The following is a 19,888-nucleotide window of genomic DNA, read 5'->3' on the forward strand; positions in this document are numbered from 1 at the left end:
CCCACATGGGTGACGCCGGGGACTGTGGGCGACGCCGGGACCGTGGGTGACGCCGGGACCGTGGGCGATGCGGGGGCAGGTCCGTGCAGTAGCCGGCGGTTGCGTCTCAGTAGCCGGTGGTTCCGTCGAGGCGTTCCCGGAGCAGGTCGGCGTGGCCGTTGTGGCGGGCGTACTCCTCGATCATGTGGGTGTAGATCCAGCGCAGGCTGGGCGCCTCGCCCGCCCGCCGGTGCACGGCCCTGGCGACGTCGGCCAGGGCGAACCCCTCCGCGTTGCGCCGGGCGGCCGCGATCTCCCGCTGCCAGGTGCCGTACGCTTCCTCCCAGGTGTCCGCCTCCGTCAGGTGGAACTCCCCGTCCGGGTCCTCCTCACTGAAGTAGATCGGCCCCCGGTCGTCGTCGACGAGCACCTTGCGGAACCAGATGCGCTCGACCTCCGCCATGTGCCGGACCAGCCCCAGCAGGGACAGCTCCGAGGGCGGCACCGAAGCGGTCCGCAACCGGGCGTCGTCCAGGCCCGCGCACTTGAGCGCCAATGTCTCGCGGTGGTAGTCGAGCCAGCCTTCGAGCATGGTCCGTTCGTCGGCGGTCAGGGAGGGTTCGGTGCGCTCGGTGGTCATGACGGCCATCCTGGCAGTCCCCGTATGCTGCCGACGAGGCAATTCGACGGCACACCGTGGACGGGAGACCCCAGTGAAGGTCGGCTGCATCGGGCTCGGCGACATCGCGCAGAAGGCGTATCTCCCGGTCCTCGGAACCCGGCCGGGGCTCGAACTCCATCTGCAGACGCGGACACCGGCCACGCTCGCCCGCGTGGCCGACGGCCTGCACCTCCCGCCCGGACAGCGGCACACCGATCTCGACGCGCTGCTCGCCCAGGACTTGGACGCGGCCTTCGTGCACGCGCCGACCCTGGTCCATCCCGAGATCGTGGAGCGGCTGATCGAGGCGGGCGTGCCCACCTACGTCGACAAGCCGCTCGCGTACGAACTCGCCGCCTCGGAACGGCTCGTACGGCTCGCGGAGGAGCGGAACGTAGCGCTCGCCGTGGGCTTCAACCGGCGGTACGCGCCCGGGTACGCCCAGTGCGCCGACCATCCGCGCGAGTTGATCATCATGCAGAAGAACCGCATCGGCCTGCCCGAGCTGCCGCGCACGATGATCCTGGACGACTTCATCCACGTCGTCGACACCCTGCGGTTCCTGGTGCCGGGGGAGGTCGAGGACGTGACCGTGCGGGCCCGCACCGAGGGCGGGCTGCTGCACCATGTCGTCCTGCAGCTCTCCGGGGCCGGGTTCACCGCGCTCGGCGTCATGAACCGGCTCAGCGGTTCGGCGGAGGAGATCCTGGAGGTCTCGGGGCAGGACACCAAGCGGCAGGTGGTCAACCTCGCCGAGGTCGTCGACCACAAGGGGCAGCCCTCCGTGCGGCGGCGCGGTGACTGGGTGCCCGTGGCCCGGCAGCGCGGCGTCGAGCAGGCCGTCCTCGCCTTCCTCGACGCCGTGGGTGCGGGCCGGGTGCTCAGCGCCCGGGACGCGCTGGCCACTCATGTGCTGTGCGAGCGGGTGGTGCGCGCGGTCGAGGAGGGGTCCGCCGGCTGAGCCGCGGGCGGCCGAGGGCCCGCCTGCCGCCTCAGCCGCAGGGCCCGTACGCCCTCGAAGGCGCCCCACGCGACCAGGACCAGCAGCGCGGCGTGGACCGGCCACTCGCCGAAGCGGACGTACGGCGTCGTACCCCCCGCCAGCGGCACCCGGTACACCGCCGCCTCGCTCGCGTCCGTGCCGAGCCATGGGCCGACCCGTTCGCCGGACGGGCCGTACACGGCCGAGACGCCGGTCAGTGTCGCGTGGACCATGGGGCGGCCGGTCTCGGCGGCCCGCAGCGCGGCCAGCGTGGCGTGCTGTTCGGGTGCCCAGCTCTGCTGGAACGACGAGGTCGCCGACTGGGCGAGCAGCAACTCGGCTCCGTCCAGGGCGAGATGACGGCTCATGTCCGGGAACGCGGACTCGAAGCAGACCATGGGGCCGATCCGCAGCCCCTTCCCCGCGTCGAACACGACCTGCTCGGTGCCGCGCCGGCGGTCCTCGCCGGCCGCCTCCCCGACCGAGGTGGCCCAGCCGAGCAGCGAGCGCATCGGGATGTACTCGCCGAAGGGGACCAGGCGCATCTTGTCGTACCGGTCGCCGGTGGGGCCGTCCGGGCCGACGAGCACCGAACTCTTGTAGATGCCGGGGCGGTCGGAGCGGCGGGCGTCGACGTTCACGAGGATGTCGCTGTCCGCCGCACGTGCCAGCGCGGCGATCCGGTCGGACAGGTCGGGGCGGTCGGCCAGGTCGTGGCCGACACTGCTCTCGCCCCACACGATCAGATCGACGTCCTGCCCGGCGAGCCGCCGGGTGAGCGCCTCCTCGCGGGCGAACCGGGTGTCGGGGCCGTCGGTCACGCCGGGCTGGACGACGGCGATCCGCACCTCGCCCCGGACGTCGGGGCGCGGCGACCACAGCCACACCGCCGAGGTCGCGACCGCCACGGCGACCAGACCGGCGAGCGCCGGCGCCCGGGATTCCCGTACCGAAACCAGCACGGTGACCGCGACGTTGACGGCCACGACCAGGAAGCTGAGCAGCCAGACCCCGCCGACCGAGGCCAGCCGCAGTGCCGCCTCCACCTCCCACTGGCTGGACCCCAGCAGGCCCCATGGCCCGCCCAGGCCCTGCCAGGAGCGGACGAGCTCGATCATCAGCCAGCCCGAGGGCACCACCAGCAGCGCGGCGGCGACCCGTCGGGGCGAGGGCGAACCGGCCAGGAACCTGTGCGCCAGCCATGCCCAGGGCGCCCACAGGGCGCCCAGCAGGCCGGCGATGAGAAAGGTGAAGACGTGGAGGTTCGGCAGCAGCCAGTGGTGCATCGCCAGCATGAACGCGAAGCCGCCGAGCCAGCCGTCGTACGCCGCCCGGCGGCCGGTCGGGGCCGCACGGAGCAACAGGATCCACGGCACCAGTGCCCCGTACGCCGACCACCACAGGCCGGGAGCGGGGAAGGCGAGCACGGGCAGGGCGCCCGCCACGACGACGGCCGACCGTCGCCGCCACGGGGAGGCGATCCAGTCCGGCGTCCGCATACAGCGCCTCCCTCCCACCCGGTGCGTCCCTCCAGTGTGCGCGCCGGGGACGATCTCCGACAGGGGGCGTGGGCGGGGTGGGGGGTGGTGCGGCGGTGACGGGCGGGAGGAGGGGGACGTGGAGGGGGGGAAGGGGTTGGGCCGACTGGAGCACCGGGTGGTGTGCCGTTGGGGGCGGTCGGCGGGGCTGTGCCCTCCGGCCGGTGCGCTCAGACCGGGGCTCTCAGGCCGGTGCGGGGTGTTGGGCGGGGGTGAGGCTCTCCGGGGCGCGTCGCCATTTCTCCTGGACGAGGACCCTGCTGAGGCGCCAGCCGTCGGGGGTGCGGGTCACCGTGAAGGCGTAGCGGCCGCCGCAGACGAAGTCGGGGGCGGTGGAGCCGCCGTCGTGCCCGGCGAAACGCATCGGGTTGATGTAGTCCGCCTGGACCTCGGCGATGTCGCCGGTGTCCTGCTCCAGTTGCCCGAAGCGCACCCGCCGATTGACGATCAGATGCTGCCGCATCGGGAAGAGTTCCATACTCCGGGCCAGCCACCCGGCGACCTGTGCCGCGTCGCCCTCGATGCCGCCGGCCGAGCGGTAGTCCGCGCGTCCCCCCGGGGCGAACAGATCCCGGTAGGCCGTCCAGTCCCCGTCGTCCACCGCCACCGCGTACTCGGTGATCAGGCCGTCGACGGCGAGTCGGTCCATCACGGTCGCGAGCTCCACGCGCTGCGTCATCGGCTCAGCTTGGGGCAGGAGCCGGGCCACGCCAAGGGGTGTGCGCGGGGATGGGGGATATGTCAGGGAACGGGGCCAGGGTCAGGGCTGGGGCTGGGGCTGGGGTTGAGGGCTGGGGCGGGGAGCGGGCCCGCGGGGCCGGGGCCGTCGATATTCGGTGGCCGCGGGGTGCGGCCCTGATCGAATCTGGTCCCCGTGAAGCAGAACGAACATCTCGCACCGAACGAAGACCTCGCACCGACCGAACCCAGGTTCCGGATCCGTGCCCGTCATACCGCCGACACGATCACTGTCTACCAGACGTACCGCCCGGAGATAGGCGGCCCGGCCGCGCGCGAGGGCCGCTTTCCGGCCGCGTGGAAGCGGGACCGGATGACCTGGATCAAGCCCTCCTTCCTGTGGATGATGTACCGGTGCGGCTGGGGTACGAAGGAGGGTCAGGAGACCGTTCTGGCCGTGGAGATCAGCCGGGAGGGCTTCGAGTGGGCCTTGCGGCACGCGTGTCTGTCGCACTTCGTGCCTGAGCTGCATGCCGACCAGGCGGAGTGGAAGCGCCGGTTGAGGCGGGCGCCGGCGCGGGTGCAGTGGGATCCGGAGCGGAGCCTGCGTCTCGGTCCGCTGCCGTACCGGTCCCTCCAGTTGGGGCTGGTGGGCGAGGCTGCGGCCAGGTACGCCGACGAGTGGATCGTCGGGATCGAGGACGTGACGCCGCTGGCCCGGGAGGTGCACGGTCATGTGCGGGCGGGGGAGTTGGACCGCGCCGCCGCGCTGCTGCCGCAGGAGCCGCCGTATCCGGTGGCGGAGGACGTGCTGGCCCATCTGCGATGAGGTTCGCGGGGCGTGGGCCCGGCGGGATCGCTCACTCGGCGGGTTGCCTCGCCGATCGTCGCAGGGCGTCCGTGACGGTGAGGAACAGGGCGCTGTCCGGCACGCCGGAGACGGGTTCCCTTGCCGCCGGCTTGCGTTCACCGGTGACCAGGACGTGGATGGTCGAACCCAGCAGGTCGACTTCGCTGATCGTCTCCCAGGTCATGTACCGGCCCCCGTGCTCCAGCCCGGCCAGGCTCACCGTGAACGGGCCGAACGCCGCGCGCCCTCCGCTCTCCAGCACCGCGCCGAGTTCGGCCAGCTGTGCCCGCGCGTCCTCCTCCGCGCCCTGGCTCTGCACCGTGAGCCAGCCGTCCGCGATGAGGGTTCCCACCTGCTGCGCCTCGGAAGTGTCCCCCGACACCATGAAGTTGCCGGCCGGCATCTGGACGTACACGGAATGCGTGGTCGCCACGGTGATGCCGTTGCGTTCCTGCTCCGTCACATGGCGCTGGCATCCGGTGATCTCGTCCCAGGAGCCGGCGATCGGCGGCCGCGAACCGTACTGGTAGACCACGCCGCCCGCGAAGACGGCACACCAGGCGACCGGGCGGAACCGTGCGGCCAGGGGGACGGCGATCGCCCCCAGGAAGGAGCCCGCGCCGAGGACGATGAAGAGGATCGCGTTCGTCCACTCGCTCTCACCACTGATGATGAAGACCATCATCACGCAGAACGCGGACACCAGGAGCAGCATGAACGCGCCCCACCAGGACACCGAACTCGTCCGGGTGCGAAAGGCGTACCGGCCGTCACCGAGCTGACGCTCCGCCGCCGCTGCCGTCACTGTCGCCGGGATCTCGTCCCACAGGTTTCGGGCCATCGTCGCCACCCCCGCCGTACGTGCCGTCCACCCTCAACAGGCTTGTCCCCGAGCCGAGTTGAAGATCCGAATGTGAATCGGGATGCTACGGCGTCCGGCTGAAAAGCGGTAGGTGTTTCAGTGCCCGGCCGGGGCGCACGGGACGGCGTGCTCAGTGCGCGCTGAACTGCACGCCGGTGGGCTGGACGACGTTCGGACGCACCGCGATCTTGTCGACGGTGAGCTGCTCCCCGTAGATGTCGGTGATCCTGAGGGCGCCGCCGCATCCGCCGCCCTGTTCGGAGAGGAAGTAGTTGTACTCGGTTCGCGGCAGCCGGGTCCAGGCGCCTCCGGTGCGGACCTCCAGCCGTGCCACCGGGTTGCGGTGGCCGATCACCTGGATACCGCACCAGTACGCGCTGGAGCCGGTCTTGTACCGGATGGAGATCCGCTCGGAGGTGTCCGGGCTCAGCAGGCTCCACGTGATCGGGATCTGTCCCTGCGAGGGGGCCGCGAGCTTGGCGAACGCCTCGGCGCTGAGGTCGAGTTGGCCGGGACGGCAGGGTGCCGGGCACTCGTTGGTGATGCGGACCGTCACGGTGGCCCCGCTCGCCGCGCGGACCCGGACGTAGGCCCCGCATGCCTGGGAGACCTCGTAGTCGGTGGTGTTCATCGCCGCCGTCATGACGTCCGAGCTCGGGTCGTACGAGCAGGCTCCGCTGCCGTCGCTGTCGTAGAAGGTGGCGATGCCCTTGTAGTCGACCCCGGGGCGGATCCGCCCGGCAAGCTGTCCCGACGCGGACCCGGCCTGCCGGGTGACGGCGGGCGCCGGCGGCGTGGGCTCGGGGGACCGACGTGCCCGCCCGGTGCTCTTCGAGGCGGACGGGGACGGGGACTTCGAGGGCGTGGCCTTCGGCTTCCGCTTCGGTTCCTCGGAGGAGGACGCGGTCGCCTCGGGGGTGGTCGCGGGGGGTGCGGCGCCGACCTTCTCGGACGCCTCGGTGCCGCTGCCGCTGTCGCGGTCGGGGCCGAAGGCGATGACGAGCGACGCGGCGAGTCCGGCGACCGCGACGGCGGCGACGGATATGAGGGCGGTACGCCGCTTCGGACGGCGGGAGGAGCGGTGGGAACGGGCTGCCACGGTCAAGTCCTTCGGTTCTGTTCGTGGTTCTGTGCGTGGTTCTGTGTGTGGTGCGGATCCGAAAAGATGTGGTTCAGGAGCATGTGTGATGTGTGTGAGGCTCGTGTGGAGGAGCTTTGCACTCCTGGGTTGCCGCCGGGGCCGGAATGGTTGCCCTCGATGTGAGCTGTCGGCCGGGCTGCGATCGTAGGATGATCGATCGCCGCGTCTTGGGGAGGTTGGGATGTCACGTCCGGTCACGGTGGTCACGGGTGGAAGCCGGGGGATCGGTGCGGCGACCTGCCTGCGGCTCGCGGCGGACGGCCACGACGTCGTCGTGGGGTACGTGAACGACGGGGCTGCCGCCGAGTGGATCGCGACGGGGGTGCGGGCGAACGGGGCGCGCTGTGTCACGGTGCGGGTGGACACCTCGGTGGAGGCCGACGTGGACCGTCTGTTCGAGACGGCGGCGGAGCGGATCGGACCGGTGACGGGGCTCGTCAACAACGCCGGGGTGACCGGCCCGTTCGGCAGGCTCGCGGACACCGGCACCGACGTGCTGCGGCGGGTGGTCGAGGTCAATCTCTTCGGCGTGCTGCTGTGTTCGCGCCGGGCGGCGCAGGTGATGGCCGCCTCGGGGAGCGGGGTCATCGTGAACGTGTCCTCGGCGGCGGCGACGCTGGGCAGCCCCGGAGAGTACGTCCACTACGCGGCGACCAAGGCGGCGGTGGACGCGTTGACGACGGGGCTCGCGAAGGAACTGGGGCCGGACGGCATCCGGGTCAACGCGGTCGCCCCCGGAGTGATCGACACGGAGATCCATGCGCGGATGGGGGACCCGGAGCGGGCCGGGCGTATCGCCGCGTCCGTCCCCCTTCGGCGGCCCGGCCGCGCCGACGAGATCGCCTCGGCCATCGCCTGGCTCATGTCCCCGGAGGCGTCGTACACGACGGGCGCGGTGCTGAGGGTGTCGGGCGGCCGCTGACGCTCGCGCCGCGGGTGGGCGGGGTTGTCGGGCGGCGGGAGGGTTGTGGGGGCTGGTCGCGCAGTTCCCCGCGCCCCTGGCGGGGGTGGCGTCGGCCGGCGGTTGTTCGTTCGGCGGGGCTGGTGGTGCGGTGTGGGGTTTCGGGTGTCGGTCGGGCGGCGGGTTTGTGGGGGCTGGTCGCGCAGTTCCCCGCGCCCCTGGCGGGGGTGGCGTCGGGCGGAGGTTGTTCGTTCGGCGGGGCGTGGGGTCGGTCGCGCAGTTCCCCGTGCCCCTGGCGGCGTTGCCGTCGGGCGGTGGTGATCGGTGCTGTCAGCTGGTCGGGGCTGTCAGGTGGTCGGGTTCTGCTTGGTGCGCAGGCGCTCGAACGCGGTCGGGGTGGGGCGGTCGGTGAGGAAGTCCTTGATGCGGGCGGCGCACCGGCGTGGATCCGCCCGGCTCGTGTCACACTCGATGTCGTAGAGGCCGTGCGCGTGCACCTGGGCCAGCTGTCGCGCGGCCAGCCCCGGTGGCCGGTCGCCCCGCTCACGTTCGCGTCGTTCGAGTTCGGCGCGGGGGCAGTGCACCCCGACGAACACCACGTCCTGCGGTACGAAGAGGTCGAGGCAGTCCCGTAGCCGCCATTCCGCGCTCAGGACGTGGTCCATGACGACCTGGTTGCCCGCGGCGGCCATGCCGGCGATCGCGCGGTGATAGCCCCGCCAGGTGTCGTGCAGCACGGCGGGGAGCCGGTCGGCGGGAATGTCCCGGCCGGTCCGCATGGCGTGGAACGCGTCGACCGGGATGTGGAAGGACGGCTCGTCGAGGATGCGGAGCAACTCCGCCGCGATGCTCGACTTGCCCGAACTGGACGTCCCGTTGAGGAAGATGATGAGGCCGCCGGTGCCGCCCCCCGGCTCGTCGGTGTCCACGGCCGGCCGTACGGGTGTCACGCGGCTTCGACGACGTCTTCGCGCATCGCCGCGGCCCACTCCGCGACCAGCAGTTCGTACTCGGCGCGCTCCTCGGCCGACAGCGACCCGCCGGCACGCCGCCACAGCGCGCGGATCCGGTCGTTCAGGTCGGCGGCGGACCGCACGGAACCACACGCAAGAAGATGATCGGGGGACATGCCGACCAGAGTAGGCGCCCGCACTGACCGTGCGCTACAGGGCGGCTACGGATGTCGTATGTGCTTGGTCACTGAAGGGAGTTGGGCGGACCGGCCCCGCGTCGGCCACAGACTCTCGCCCGCGTCGGCCCCCACGGATTGCCCGCGTCAGTCTGCCGACTCGCCCGTGTCAGCCTGCCGACTTGCCCCCGTCAGTCTGCCGACTCGCCCGTGTCAGCCTGCCGACTCGCCCTCGTCAGCCCGCCGACTCGCCCGCGTGAGGGCTCAGTACGCCCATCGACACCAGGACGACGATGACGATGCCGAGCGCGATGCGGTACCAGACGAACGGCATGAAGCTCTTGGTGGTGATGAACTTCATGAACCACGCGATGACCGCGTAGCCCACCACGAAGGCGATGACCGTGGCGAAGATCGTCGGTCCCCAGGACACATGACCGCCCTCCATCGCGTCCTTGAGCTCGTAGCCGCCCGAGGCGATCACGGCAGGGATGGCGAGCAGGAAGGAGTAGCGGGCCGCGGCCTCACGCTTGTACCCCATGAGGAGGCCACCGCTGATGGTGGCACCGGAGCGGGAGACGCCGGGGATCAGGGCCATGGCCTGGCAGAGGCCGAAGATCAGACCGTCCTTGACGTTGAGCTGTTCGAGGCTCTTGCGCTCCTTGGCGGCACGGTGCTTGCCGCCGGTCTCGTCGCGGGCGGCCAGGCGGTCCGCCACGCCGAGCACGATGCCCATGACGATCAGCATGGTCGCCGTGACGCGCAGGTCGCGGAAGGGGCCCTCGATCTGGTCCTTGAGGGTCACGCCGAGGACACCGATCGGGATGGAGCCGACGATCACCAGCCAGCCCATCTGGGCATCGTGGTCGGAGCGCAGTTCCTTGTTGAACAGGGAGCGCGACCACGCCGAGATGATGTTGGCGATGTCCTTGCGGAAGTAGATCAGCACGGCTGCCTCGGTGCCGATCTGGGTGATGGCCGTGAAGGCCGCGCCCGGGTCCTCCCAGCCGGAGAAGGCCGCGGTCAGGCGCAGGTGCGCGCTGGAGGAGACGGGGAGGAATTCGGTCAGCCCCTGGACGAGTCCGAGGATGAGGGATTCAAACCAAGACATGAAGTTACGTGGTCCAAGCGCTGATCGTGGAGGGCCGACGAAAGACGTGCCGCGCCGCGGGGCGGGTGATCACAGGTGCTGGGGGCAGCCTAGCGCCCCGTAGGGACGGGCCCGTCACAGGGGTTTCGCCGGGCCGGGCGGGGGCCGGGCGGGGGGTGTGCGCGCAACGAGTGGGGCACGGGCGTTCCGAGGCGTGGAACGGCCGAATGCGTGGTGTTGACCAGTCACTATGTCCGCACATACTTTGCTGGCGAGGGAAAGCGCTTGCCGCTGGGAGGGCCGCCGACTGCCGGGGCCCCGCCACCAGGCGCCGGCCGATGTCCGACGTCACGTTCGATGGAGTGCTGATCACGTCCATGCCCACATCCAGCAACGACCCGAGCCCTGCTGCGGACCACCGGCCGAACCGCCCGCCGGCCCCGCTCGCCGGCCGCCGTGTCCGTGCCGCGATCATCGGCATCGGCGCCATCGGCGGCGGTTCGCACCTGCCCGCGCTGGAGCGGCTCGCCGAGGAGGGCGAGACCGAGGTCGTCGCGGCGGTCGACATCGACGCCGACGCGGTGGCGAAGTTCTGCGCGGAGCACGGCATCCCGCACGGCTACACCGATCTGGACCGCATGCTGGAGGAGCAGCGGCCCGACCTGGTCAGCGTCTGCACGCCGCCGACCCTGCACCGGGACCAGACGATCGCCGCCCTGCGGGCCGGCGCCTGGGTGTGGTGCGAGAAGCCGCCGGTGCCGACGCTGGCCGACTTCGACGCCGTCGAGGCGGAGGAAGGGGCGGACAGCGGCGGCCCGTACGCCTCGATCGTCTTCCAGCACCGCTTCGGCTCCGGCGCGCGGCACGTACGGACGCTGCTCACGGACGGGAGCCTCGGGCGCCCGCTCGTCGCGCACTGCCAGACCACCTGGCACCGGGACACCGCCTACTACGCCGTGCCCTGGCGCGGCCGCTGGGCGACGGAGGGCGGCGGCCCCGCCATGGGCCACGGCATCCACCAGATGGACCTGCTGCTCGATCTGCTCGGCCCGTGGAGCGAGGTGCGGGCGATGGCCGGCCGGCTGGTCCACGACGTGGAGACCGAGGACGTCTCCACGGCCCTCGTGCGCTTCGAGAGCGGAGCCCTGGCCACGGTCGTCAACAGCGTCCTCAGCCCCGACGAGGTCAGCCGCATCCGCATCGACTGCGAGCGCGCCACCGTCGAACTGACCCATCTGTACGGCCACTCCAACGCCGACTGGTCCGTCACCCCCGCCCCGGGCACCCCGGAGGCGGACGCGGCGGCCTGGCGGGACTTCGGCGAGGACGTGCCCAGCTCGCACCTGGCGCAGCTGCGGGAACTCGTGGCGAGCATGCGGGCCGGCGAGCGCCCCCGCAGCAGCGGCGCCGACGGGCGGACGAGCCTGGAGCTGATCGCCGCCCTGTACAAGTCCGCCTTCACCGACGTGACCGTACGGCGCGGTGAGATCGGGCCCGGCGACCCGTACTACACGGCCATGCACGGAGGCGCCCCCGGGTGGGCGCCGGGAACCGTCCAGGTGTCCGCCGACGCGACCGAGGAGAGCACCGCATGACCTTCCACGACGGGCTGCGTGTCGTCCACGCCCACGGCGACCGGATCACGGTCACCGAGTCCGCCACCGGCGTCGAGCTGTTGAGCTACGTCTACCGGCCGGAGTCGGCCTGGGAGGCGCCGAAGCCGTATCTGCACCCGGTCCGGACGCTGGCCGGGGACGTCGTCACCGACTTCCGGCCCAACGACCACCGCTGGCACAAGGGCCTGCAGCTGACGGCCTCGCACCTGTCGGGCCAGAACCTGTGGGGCGGCAACTCGTACGTGCACGGCGAGGGCTATCTGCCGCTTCCGGAGCGGGTCGGTTCCATGGCGCACGCCGGCTTCGACGTCGTCGAGTCCGACGGCGAGCGGGTCGTGATCGCCGAACGGCTGACCTGGCACCCGTACACCGGGGAGCTGTGGGCCGACGAGGAGCGCCGGATCGAGATCCACGACGTGGACACCGAGTCCGGTTCCTGGGCACTGACCTGGACGAGCGCGATCACCAACCGGCGGGACGAACCGCTGCTGTTCGGCAGTCCCACGACCGCCGGGCGCGAGATGGCCGGCTACACGGGCCTGTTCTGGCGCGGCCCGCGCGCCTTCCGGGACGGGCGGATCATCGGGCCCGACACCGAGGGTCCCGGTCTGATGGGGGAGCAGGCGCCCTGGCTGGCCTACTCGGGCGAGCACGACGGCACCGACGGACACGCCACCCTCGTCTTCGCCCACGCGCCGGAGAACGACCACACGGGAGCCGGGGGCGCCCACCCGGCACACTGGTTCGTCCGCAACGAGCCCTTCGCCGCCGTCGCCCCCTCCTGGGCCTTCTTCGACGAGCTGGCGCTGGCTCCCGGCGACACGCTCACCCGCCGCTACCGGGTGGTCGTGGCGGACGGGGCCTGGGAGCGGGAGGAGATCGCCAAGTACCTGGAGGCGCACCCGTGGTGAGCGGCTTCGAGGGACTGCCGGGCGGGGTCGCGGTCTCGCACCTGTGCGTCTACGACTGGCCCGCCGCGGACGGCGTCCGCGGCGGAACTCCCCATATGCATCTGACCTGTTCGGAGGCGTACGTCGTCACCGGCGGCCGGGGCGCGGTGCAGACGCTGACCACCTCCGGGTACGAGGTCACGCCGCTCGCGCCGGGGACGGTCGCCCGGTTCACGCCCGGCACCATCCACCGGCTGGTCGACGAGGGCGACCTGCGGATCACCGTCCTCATGCAGAACAGCGGACTGCCGGAGGCGGGCGACGCCGTCCTCACCCTGCCCCCGGAGTACCTGGCCGACCCGGAGACGTACGCCGCGGCCACCCGCATCCCGGCGGACGTGCCGCGGGAGGAGCAGGAGCGGGCCGCCCGCGCCCGGCGAGACCTCGCCGTGGAGGGCTACCGGGCGCTGCGCGAGGCGTCCGGGCCCGAGCCGCTCGCCGCGTTCCACCGGGCCGCCGCCGCGCTCGTGAGGCCGCGCCTCGCGGAGTGGCGGGAGCGCTGGGAGCGGGGCGCGCGGGCCGCCGCCGCCGCGACGGGGGAACAGCTGGACCGGCTGGAGCGGGGGGACGTGTCGCATCTGGCCGCCGCCGTGGTCCGGGCCGAGGAGCCGTCCGTGTACGGCAGGTTCGGCATGTGCGGACGCCTGGACGTCTACCGGGCGGACTGAGCGCCGGGCGCCTGGAGCCGGCCCGCCCCCGAGGTCAGCGGGCGCGCAGGTGGTGGCGCTTGCGCCAGGCCAGCGCGGCGCCGATCAGGGCCGGGACCGCGATGCAGGCCATGGCGATCAGGAAGGCCGGGGAGGTCGGGGACGAGGCCCGGGCCCCGGCGACCGCGTACGCGGCGGTGTTCGGGATCGAGCCGAGCGCGGTGGCCAGCAGGAAGGGGAGGTAGCCCATACGGGAGACCGATGCACAGTAGTTCGCCGCCCAGAACGGCACCCCGGGGAAGAGCCGGGCCGCCAGCATCGACCGGAAGCCGTGGCGGCTGAGCTGGCCGTCCGCCGACTTCAGCCAGCGGTGGCGGAGCAGGGGGCGCAGGGCGTCCTGCCCGAGCATCCGGCCCAGGCCGAAGGCGATGCCGGCGCCGAGGACCGTACCGCCGAGCGCCGAGACCAGACCCAGCTGGGAACCGAAGAGCGCTCCCGCCGCGATGTTGAGGATCGGCCGGGGCACGAAGGCGACCGTGCACAGTCCGTACGCCACCGCGAACATCACGACCGCCGCGGCACCGCTCAGCTGGGGCGGCCAGCCGTCGGCCAGCAGCCGCTGCGGCTCGAACAGCACGACGGTCGACACGGCGCCCAGGAGCAGCACCACGAGGAACGAGAAGCGGGCCCAGGGGGCGAGCAGCGCTCTGCCCCAGCGGGCGGCCCGTCCCAGGGGCACGGCTGGAAGCGCGACGGGGGTGGCGACGGCGAGCTCCGTGGCGGCGGTCCGGGGAAGGACCGTGGCGGTGCCCCCAGAGCGGGTGGTGGCATCGAGCATTCGTCGACGGTAACCGACCCGTGTACCCGTATGCCCCGCGGAACGTCTCACGGGGGTCACAGCGTGCGTATCACAGAGCCCACCGGCCCGGGTGGGCCCGGCTCTCCCGGGGGTACCGCGTACCCTGCCGCCTGCGCCTTCCGGAGCACGGTCCCGGCCCGGACCCCGTTCACCACGGACGCCCCCTGTGAAGCATCTCTCTTCGGCTCCCTCCCGGAACCCGCCCGTACCGAAAACCATTCGACGGGAGCCGGCCCGTCGACGATGATCGACGACATGGTCCGGCACGCCTTCGCTCTCGCCGCATCCGCCACAGGCGCGGATGCCCCGAAGGCTGCCCTTCTGATCGTCGTGGCCGCCGCAGACGGCGCCCGAAGCTGACCCTTCCCGGACACATTCCGGCGGACCCCGCAGGGGGAGGGTCGGCCAGACCTCGGGGTCCCCGTCCCGGCAGCGCCCGTAGTCGCGCCGGGACCTCACTCAGTACCGCTGAAGAGACTTCGAGGTACCCCCATGTCCAAGACCGCCTACGTCCGCACGAAACCCCATCTGAACATCGGCACCATGGGTCACGTCGACCACGGCAAGACCACCCTGACCGCCGCCATCACCAAGGTCCTGGCCGAGCGCGGGTCCGGCACGTTCGTGCCGTTCGACCGCATCGACCGCGCCCCGGAGGAGGCGGCGCGGGGCATCACCATCAACATCGCGCACGTCGAGTACGAGACCGACACCCGGCACTACGCGCACGTCGACATGCCCGGCCACGCCGACTACGTCAAGAACATGGTCACCGGGGCCGCGCAGCTCGACGGGGCGATCCTCGTGGTCTCCGCGCTCGACGGGATCATGCCGCAGACCGCCGAACACGTGCTGCTGGCGCGGCAGGTGGGGGTGAACCACGTCGTCGTCGCGCTGAACAAGGCCGACGCGGGCGACGAGGACCTGATCGACCTCGTGGAGCTGGAGGTCCGCGAGCTGCTCACCGCGCACGGCTACGGCGGCGACTCCGTACCGGTCGTACGGGTGTCCGGGCTCAAGGCGCTGGAAGGGGACCCGCGGTGGACGGCGTCCATCGACGCGCTGCTGGACGCGGTGGACACCTACGTCCCGATGCCCGAGCGGTATCTGGACGCCCCCTTCCTGCTGTCCGTGGAGAACGTCCTCACGATCACGGGCCGGGGGACCGTCGTCACCGGTGCCGTCGAGCGCGGCACGATCCACGTGGGGGACCGGGTCGAGGTGCTCGGCGCCGACCTGGAGACGGTCGTCACCGGGCTGGAGACCTTCGGCAAGCCCATGGCGGAGGCGCAGGCCGGGGACAACGTGGCGCTGCTGCTGCGCGGGGTCGGCCGGGACGCCGTCCGGCGCGGGCACGTGGTGGCCGCGCCCGGCAGTGTGGAGCCCCGGCGGCACTTCACCGCGCAGGTGTACGTGCTGTCGGCGCGCGAGGGCGGGCGATCGACCCCGGTGTCCACCGGGTACCGGCCGCAGTTCTACATCCGTACGGCGGACGTCGTCGGGGACGTGGACCTCGGGGAGACCGCCGTCGCGCGGCCCGGTGACCGGGTCACGATGAGCGTGGAGCTGGGCCGGGAGGTTCCCCTGGAGCCCGGTCTCGGGTTCGCGATCCGCGAGGGCGGCCGGACCGTCGGGGCGGGGACGGTGACGGCCGTGCGGTAGGCCGGGCGGGACACCCGGGGCGTGGGGGCCGCGGGCCGGTGTACGGCCGGTCGCGCGGTCCCCGTGCTCGTCCCGGGGCCGCGTCGACGGTCCGCGGGCCGGGGGCGGGCCCGGCACAATGGGGCCGTGAACGAAGCCATACCCGTCTCCCGGGCCATCGACCGGGGGACCGCCAAGCTCATGCCCGACGTCGACCGGGAACGGGCCTGGCTGCTGACCGTGGACGGGGCGCCGCAGTCGTACGTGGACCTGGACGAGCCGGAGCATCTGGAGTTCGAGTACACGCGCCGGCTCGGCCATGTGCTGGACACGGCGGCGGAGCCGGGGCGGCCACTCGACGTCCTGCACCTCGGCGGCGGCGCGCTCACCCTGCCCCGGTACGTCGCCGCCACCCGGCCCGGGTCCCGCCAGGAGGTCGTCGAGTACGACCGGGGCCTGCTGGAGCTGATCGTCGAAGAGCTGCCGCTGCCCCAGGACGCGCGGATCGCGCTGCACGCCGCGGACGCCGGGGAATGGCTCGAAGCGGCCCCCGCGGACTCGGCCGACGTGATCGTGGGGGACGTGTTCCGGGGCTCACGGATCCCGGCGCACCTGACGACCGTGGCGCACGCGCGGGCCGCCGCGCGGGTGCTGCGCGCGGACGGGATGTACCTCGCGAACCTGGCCGACGCCTCGCCCTTCGCCTTCCTGCGGTCCCAACTGGCCACACTGGTGACGGTGTTCGAGGAGCTGGTGCTGATCGCCGAGCCGGGCGTGCTGCGCGGCCGGAGGTTCGGGAACGCCGTGCTCGTCGCCTCCCGTCAGCCGCCCGACATCGCCGCCCTGGCCCGGCGCACCGCCGCCGACGCCTTCCCGGCGCGGGTCGAACACGGCCCGGAACTGCGCCGGTTCATTGGTGATGCCGCGCCCGTGCGCGCGCAGGACGCCGTACCGTCACCCGAGCCGCCGGACGGAGCCTTCGGCATCGGCTGAGCCGGTGTCGGCGGGGACCGGGGCCCCGGCGCCGGCCCCGGTCGCGGGTCCGGCAGCGGAGACGGTGGGCCCGGCCCCGGATCCGGCCTCGGATCTCGCCTCGGATCCGGCAGCGGAGACGGCGGTGGGCTCGGCGTCGGGTCTCGCCAGGGCGACCGGCACGGTGTGCCTGGTCAAAGTCCGTACGTCCCGGACGCACAGCACCGCCGCCGTGGCCCCCACGCACAGCGCGGCGCAGCCCCACAGGGCCGCCGTACGCCCGAACGCGCTCTCCGCCGGGCCCGCCAGCGCGGCGGCCAGCGGCACCATCGCCACCGAGCCGAACCAGTCGTAGGCCGAGACCCGGGACAGCTTGTCCTCGGGGATCTCCTGGTGCAGCGCGGTCATCCAGGAGACGCCGAACACCTCGATCGACAGCCCGCTGACGAACATGGCCAGGCACAGGACGGTGATCGGTGCCGGCACGGCGAGCGCGGCGCTCGGCAGGGCGAACGGGAAGACGCACAGGACGCCCACGAAGAGGAGGCGGCGCGGTTTCCAGCGGGTCATGAGCAGGGCCCCCGCGGCGTTGCCCGCCCCGAACAGGGCGAGCGCCAGGCCCCACGGGCCGGGGCCGCCGAGGCTGTCGTCGGCGACCTGGGGGCCGTAGACCGCGTCGGCGGCGACCATGACGGCGTTCACCAGGGAGAACTGGACGACGATCGCCCACAGCCAGGTACGGCCGGTGAACTCCCGCCAGCCGTCCCGGAGATCGGCGAGCATGCCGTGGCCCGGCTCGCGTTCGGGTATGTGGCTCACGTCGAGGAAGGCGCGCAGGGCGCCCGCGAAGGCGAAGGCGACGGCGTCCACGGCGAGCACCCAGCCGGGCCCGATCACCGCGACCAGGGCGCCGCCGAGGGCCGCGCCCGTCATGGTCGCGCCCTGCGTGGCGAAGCGGAACAACGCGAAGGCCCGGCCCGCCTGTTCGGCGGTGACCGAGGACAGCAGCATGCCCTCGGCCGCCGGGCCGAAGAACGCCTGGCCGGTGCCGCCGAGCGCGGAGAGCAGCATCATCTGCCACATGCGTGCCTCGCCGGTGAGCACGAGCACGGCGAAGACGGCCTGGGAGAGGCAGTTGAGGGTGTTGGCCGCGACCATCACCCGGTGCCGGGGGAGCCGGTCCGCGACCGCCCCGCCGATCAGCAGGAAGAGCACCAGCGGCAGGGTGCGGGCCGCCGCGACCAGACCGACGTCACCGCCGTCGCCGCCCGCTTGCAGCACCGCGAACGCGGCCGCGATCAGGGCGCCGTTGCTGCCGAGTCCGGTGACGACCGAGGCCGCCGTCAGCAGGGTGTAGTTGCGTCCCGCCCAGGCGGGGCGGCGGGTGGCGGCGGGAATGGTCACCCGCCGACTATCGCCGCCCCGCCCGCTGATGCAAAACCGTTTCCGCGGGAGGAGGGGCCGGATCGGGCCAGGGGAAGGCGGTCCGGGCCGGCGCCCGGAGGGGGCGGCTCGGCCGGCGGCCCGCCGACCCCCGCCCCGGCGTCCGGCGCGGGCTCAGCCGCCCGTCGGTTCGCCGTACAGCCGTACCGTGCTGAGGATCTTCCGCACCGTCGCGTCCGGGACCTCGTCCTTGACGTCCTTGGCGCCGTGGAAGGTCCAGGAGACGTAGTCACCGGCCGAGTTCTTGAAGGCGAACGTGGTCGCCTTGCCGTCGGTGTCGCACTTGCCCTTCTTGGAGACGCCCTTGGAGTAGGTCGTCGCGACACTGCCCTCGACGCCCGACGTCGTCGTGTACGGCTCGGGCTTGCCGATGGTCAGCTTCTTCTTGGCGCCGTCCTTCTGGTCGGTGTAGCCGCCGAAGACCCACCACGCCGAGTCGTTGCGGGCCACGTCCTCGGTGCCCTTGGCGCCCTGCTGGCCCTTGGTGCCCGCGGCGGCCAGCGAACTGGTCTCCTCGTTGCCGTCCTTGTCGTCGTCGGACGTGCACCACTTCTCCTTGAGGATGGCGGGTGCCGACATGCCGATGAGGACCGACCCGTCGCCCTTCTTGTCGTCCTCGAAGCCGATGAAGGTGTCGGCCGACTGGACGGCCCACTCCGGAGGCACGTCGAAGGCCGTACCCCACTTGGGGTTGACGACGACCTTCCAGCCCGCGATGGTCGGCTTCGCTCCGGCGTCCTCGCCGCGCGGGTTGTCCTCGGTGCTCTCGGACGCGGTCGGTGACGGGGAGGCCGATGAGGACGACTTCGCCGACGCCTCGTCCTTGTCCTTGTCGCCCCCGAGGACCAGGAAGCCCGTCACACCGGCCGCCACGACGACGGCCGTGGCCGAGATGATCGCGATCAGCTTCGTCCGGTTGCCGCCGCCTCCGCCCGGCGGCACCGGCGGGCCCGCCGGTCCCTGCGCGCCCCACTGCGGTTGCTGCCCGTACGAGGGCTGCTGGCCCGTCGACTGGTATCCGGGCTGCTGGTAGGGGTTGGGTTGCTGGTACCCCGGCTGCTGGTACCCCTGCTGTCCCGACTGGTCGTACCCCGGCTGCTGGTACGGATTCGGCTGCTGCGGTTGGTGCTCGCCCCCGGGCGGCTGCTGCTGTCCTGGCCACATGGCTCGTAACCATAGATGCGCCGGGGGGCGGGGTGCCACGGGAGTCCGGGAAGCGTCTTTGCACTCGGGACGAACGGTTTCAAATCGGCGCCCGGCGGGCGGCGGGCGGTGAACGGGCGGTCCGCGCGGGCGGCTTCGTCGTTCCTGTCCGCGAACGGTTGCGACGGCGGGCGGCCACGTCTGGTCAGACATGGCTACTCGTGGGTAACATCGCGGCATGAGCGCAGACCAGATGTCGATCGGCGAGATGCTCGCCGCCACCGTGCCGATGGCCAGGACCCTGAAGCTGGAGTTCCTGGAGACCACGCCGGAGAAGGCCGTGGTGTCGCTGCCGGACCAGGGCGAGTTCCACAACCACGTCGGCGGGCCGCACGCCGGTGCGATGTTCACGCTGGGCGAGTCGGCGAGCGGGGCGATCGTGCTCGCCGCGTTCGGGGACCAGCTCTCCCGTGCCGTGCCGCTCGCCGTCAGCGCGGAGATCGCGTACCGCAAGCTGGCGATGGGCCCCGTCACGGCCACCGCCACCCTGGGCCGTCCCGCGGCCGAGGTCGTCGCCGAACTCGATGCCGGGCGGCGCCCCGAGTTCCCCGTCGCGGTCGCCCTCCAGCGCGCCGACGGTGCCGTGACGGGCGAGATGACCGTGGTGTGGACCCTGCGCCCCAACGCCTGATCCGCATCCGGTCCACGCCCGGCCCTCACCTCCTCGGGCGCCGCGACGCGCCGGGTGCGACCGTGCGCGCCGAGCGACGGTGCCCTCCGCGGGACAACCCGGAGGGCTCCGTCGC

20 protein-coding genes are annotated in these 19,888 nt (G+C 72.5%); 9 read left to right on the forward strand and 11 right to left on the reverse strand.

Features of this window, described 5'->3' with window-relative positions; translation table 11 throughout:
• Positions 1 to 106: 106 nt before the first annotated feature.
• On the reverse strand, positions 107 to 619 hold the full coding sequence (locus PYR72_RS39855; protein WP_275459789.1) for a DinB family protein: 513 nt from the start codon (positions 617 to 619) through the stop codon (positions 107 to 109).
• 73 nt (positions 620 to 692) lie between these two features.
• On the opposite strand from PYR72_RS39855, the gene PYR72_RS39860 reads away from it, so the two are divergent.
• Positions 693 to 1,601, forward strand: a complete 909-nt coding sequence (locus PYR72_RS39860; protein ID WP_275459790.1) for a Gfo/Idh/MocA family oxidoreductase — start codon at positions 693 to 695, stop codon at positions 1,599 to 1,601.
• Here the strand turns inward: PYR72_RS39860 and lnt are convergent.
• Both lnt and PYR72_RS39870 read right to left on the reverse strand, forming a co-directional pair.
• A complete protein-coding gene (lnt, locus tag PYR72_RS39865) occupies positions 1,547 to 3,121 on the reverse strand; it encodes an apolipoprotein N-acyltransferase (protein WP_275459791.1) in 1,575 nt (524 codons plus the stop codon). The two genes, PYR72_RS39860 and lnt, sit on opposite strands and share 55 nt — an antisense overlap.
• A 223-nt stretch (positions 3,122 to 3,344) precedes the next feature.
• Complete coding sequence (locus tag PYR72_RS39870; protein WP_275459792.1) at positions 3,345 to 3,839, reverse strand: nuclear transport factor 2 family protein; 495 nt, start codon at positions 3,837 to 3,839, stop codon at positions 3,345 to 3,347.
• Between the two features lie 195 nt (positions 3,840 to 4,034).
• Between PYR72_RS39870 and PYR72_RS39875 the strand changes: the two genes are divergently transcribed.
• Complete coding sequence (locus tag PYR72_RS39875) at positions 4,035 to 4,667, forward strand: DUF4291 domain-containing protein (RefSeq protein ID WP_275459793.1); 633 nt, start codon at positions 4,035 to 4,037, stop codon at positions 4,665 to 4,667.
• A gap of 31 nt (positions 4,668 to 4,698) precedes the next feature.
• On the opposite strand, the gene PYR72_RS39880 is transcribed toward PYR72_RS39875, so the two are convergent.
• A complete protein-coding gene (locus PYR72_RS39880; RefSeq protein ID WP_275459794.1) occupies positions 4,699 to 5,529 on the reverse strand; it encodes a DUF6585 family protein in 831 nt (276 codons plus the stop codon).
• 151 nt (positions 5,530 to 5,680) lie between these two features.
• Positions 5,681 to 6,649 carry an expansin EXLX1 family cellulose-binding protein gene (locus PYR72_RS39885; RefSeq protein WP_275459795.1) on the reverse strand — a complete coding sequence of 323 codons (969 nt, stop codon included), beginning with the start codon at positions 6,647 to 6,649 and terminating at the stop codon, positions 5,681 to 5,683.
• 223 nt (positions 6,650 to 6,872) lie between these two features.
• Here PYR72_RS39885 and PYR72_RS39890 point away from each other — a divergent pair, with 223 nt between their 5' ends.
• Positions 6,873 to 7,613, forward strand: a complete 741-nt coding sequence (locus PYR72_RS39890; protein WP_275459796.1) for an SDR family oxidoreductase — start codon at positions 6,873 to 6,875, stop codon at positions 7,611 to 7,613.
• Between the two features lie 326 nt (positions 7,614 to 7,939).
• On the opposite strand, the gene PYR72_RS39895 is transcribed toward PYR72_RS39890, so the two are convergent.
• The 3 genes from PYR72_RS39895 to PYR72_RS39905 all read right to left on the reverse strand — a co-directional run bounded on the left by PYR72_RS39895 (position 7,940) and on the right by PYR72_RS39905 (position 9,832).
• The gene (locus tag PYR72_RS39895; RefSeq protein WP_275459797.1) at positions 7,940 to 8,542 is read right to left on the reverse strand and encodes an AAA family ATPase; all 603 of its coding nucleotides are present in this window, start codon (positions 8,540 to 8,542) and stop codon (positions 7,940 to 7,942) included.
• On the reverse strand, positions 8,539 to 8,721 hold the full coding sequence (locus PYR72_RS39900) for a hypothetical protein (RefSeq protein ID WP_059080819.1): 183 nt from the start codon (positions 8,719 to 8,721) through the stop codon (positions 8,539 to 8,541). Before PYR72_RS39900 ends, PYR72_RS39895 begins: the two co-directional genes overlap by 4 nt.
• A 235-nt stretch (positions 8,722 to 8,956) precedes the next feature.
• Entirely contained in the window at positions 8,957 to 9,832 is an 876-nt protein-coding gene (locus PYR72_RS39905; RefSeq protein ID WP_275459798.1) for an undecaprenyl-diphosphate phosphatase, read from the reverse strand.
• A gap of 317 nt (positions 9,833 to 10,149) precedes the next feature.
• Here PYR72_RS39905 and PYR72_RS39910 point away from each other — a divergent pair, with 317 nt between their 5' ends.
• From PYR72_RS39910 to PYR72_RS39920, 3 genes are read left to right on the forward strand one after another with little or no spacing between them, the layout of a single operon-like run.
• The gene (locus PYR72_RS39910) at positions 10,150 to 11,406 is read left to right on the forward strand and encodes a Gfo/Idh/MocA family oxidoreductase (RefSeq protein ID WP_275459799.1); all 1,257 of its coding nucleotides are present in this window, start codon (positions 10,150 to 10,152) and stop codon (positions 11,404 to 11,406) included.
• Positions 11,403 to 12,338 (forward strand): PmoA family protein, encoded by a 936-nt coding sequence (locus PYR72_RS39915; RefSeq protein ID WP_059080821.1) that lies wholly within the window; start codon positions 11,403 to 11,405, stop codon positions 12,336 to 12,338. The genes PYR72_RS39910 and PYR72_RS39915 overlap by 4 nt, the downstream gene beginning before the upstream one ends.
• Positions 12,332 to 13,045: a cupin gene (locus tag PYR72_RS39920; RefSeq protein WP_275459800.1), complete on the forward strand. Its 714-nt coding sequence runs from the start codon at positions 12,332 to 12,334 to the stop codon at positions 13,043 to 13,045. Before PYR72_RS39915 ends, PYR72_RS39920 begins: the two co-directional genes overlap by 7 nt.
• 34 nt (positions 13,046 to 13,079) lie before the next feature.
• On the opposite strand, the gene PYR72_RS39925 is transcribed toward PYR72_RS39920, so the two are convergent.
• Positions 13,080 to 13,862, reverse strand: a complete 783-nt coding sequence (locus PYR72_RS39925) for a VTT domain-containing protein (RefSeq protein WP_275459801.1) — start codon at positions 13,860 to 13,862, stop codon at positions 13,080 to 13,082.
• A gap of 513 nt (positions 13,863 to 14,375) precedes the next feature.
• Between PYR72_RS39925 and tuf the strand changes: the two genes are divergently transcribed.
• Positions 14,376 to 15,545: an elongation factor Tu gene (gene tuf / locus PYR72_RS39930; protein WP_275459802.1), complete on the forward strand. Its 1,170-nt coding sequence runs from the start codon at positions 14,376 to 14,378 to the stop codon at positions 15,543 to 15,545.
• A gap of 126 nt (positions 15,546 to 15,671) precedes the next feature.
• A complete protein-coding gene (locus PYR72_RS39935; protein WP_275459803.1) occupies positions 15,672 to 16,517 on the forward strand; it encodes a fused MFS/spermidine synthase in 846 nt (281 codons plus the stop codon).
• Here PYR72_RS39935 and PYR72_RS39940 read toward each other — a convergent pair.
• Entirely contained in the window at positions 16,479 to 17,900 is a 1,422-nt protein-coding gene (locus tag PYR72_RS39940) for an MFS transporter (RefSeq protein ID WP_275459804.1), read from the reverse strand. The genes PYR72_RS39935 and PYR72_RS39940 overlap by 39 nt on opposite strands.
• A 153-nt stretch (positions 17,901 to 18,053) precedes the next feature.
• Positions 18,054 to 19,103: a hypothetical protein gene (locus PYR72_RS39945; RefSeq protein WP_275459805.1), complete on the reverse strand. Its 1,050-nt coding sequence runs from the start codon at positions 19,101 to 19,103 to the stop codon at positions 18,054 to 18,056.
• A 232-nt stretch (positions 19,104 to 19,335) separates the two neighbouring features.
• On the opposite strand from PYR72_RS39945, the gene PYR72_RS39950 reads away from it, so the two are divergent.
• Positions 19,336 to 19,773, forward strand: a complete 438-nt coding sequence (locus tag PYR72_RS39950) for a DUF4442 domain-containing protein (protein WP_037727477.1) — start codon at positions 19,336 to 19,338, stop codon at positions 19,771 to 19,773.
• Positions 19,774 to 19,888: the final 115 nt, after the last annotated feature.

It is taken from the genome of Streptomyces sp. VNUA24 (assembly GCF_029167005.1).
GTDB lineage: Bacteria > Actinomycetota > Actinomycetes > Streptomycetales > Streptomycetaceae > Streptomyces > Streptomyces scabiei.

Excerpts from the sequence above, each read along its gene's own strand:
- PYR72_RS39950 (WP_037727477.1), top strand. The coding sequence starts at position 19,336 with ATGTCGATCGGCGAGATGCTCGCCGCCACCGTGCCGATGGCCAGGACC.
- PYR72_RS39870 (WP_275459792.1), bottom strand. The coding sequence starts at position 3,839 with ATGACGCAGCGCGTGGAGCTCGCGACCGTGATGGACCGACTCGCCGTC.
- PYR72_RS39890 (WP_275459796.1), top strand. The coding sequence starts at position 6,873 with ATGTCACGTCCGGTCACGGTGGTCACGGGTGGAAGCCGGGGGATCGGT.
- PYR72_RS39905 (WP_275459798.1), bottom strand. The coding sequence starts at position 9,832 with ATGTCTTGGTTTGAATCCCTCATCCTCGGACTCGTCCAGGGGCTGACC.
- PYR72_RS39855 (WP_275459789.1), bottom strand. The coding sequence starts at position 619 with ATGACCACCGAGCGCACCGAACCCTCCCTGACCGCCGACGAACGGACC.
- PYR72_RS39880 (WP_275459794.1), bottom strand. The coding sequence starts at position 5,529 with ATGGCCCGAAACCTGTGGGACGAGATCCCGGCGACAGTGACGGCAGCG.
- tuf (WP_275459802.1), top strand. The coding sequence starts at position 14,376 with ATGTCCAAGACCGCCTACGTCCGCACGAAACCCCATCTGAACATCGGC.
- lnt (WP_275459791.1), bottom strand. The coding sequence starts at position 3,121 with ATGCGGACGCCGGACTGGATCGCCTCCCCGTGGCGGCGACGGTCGGCC.
- PYR72_RS39925 (WP_275459801.1), bottom strand. The coding sequence starts at position 13,862 with ATGCTCGATGCCACCACCCGCTCTGGGGGCACCGCCACGGTCCTTCCC.
- PYR72_RS39900 (WP_059080819.1), bottom strand. The coding sequence starts at position 8,721 with ATGTCCCCCGATCATCTTCTTGCGTGTGGTTCCGTGCGGTCCGCCGCC.
- PYR72_RS39945 (WP_275459805.1), bottom strand. The coding sequence starts at position 19,103 with ATGTGGCCAGGACAGCAGCAGCCGCCCGGGGGCGAGCACCAACCGCAG.
- PYR72_RS39910 (WP_275459799.1), top strand. The coding sequence starts at position 10,150 with ATGTCCGACGTCACGTTCGATGGAGTGCTGATCACGTCCATGCCCACA.
- PYR72_RS39915 (WP_059080821.1), top strand. The coding sequence starts at position 11,403 with ATGACCTTCCACGACGGGCTGCGTGTCGTCCACGCCCACGGCGACCGG.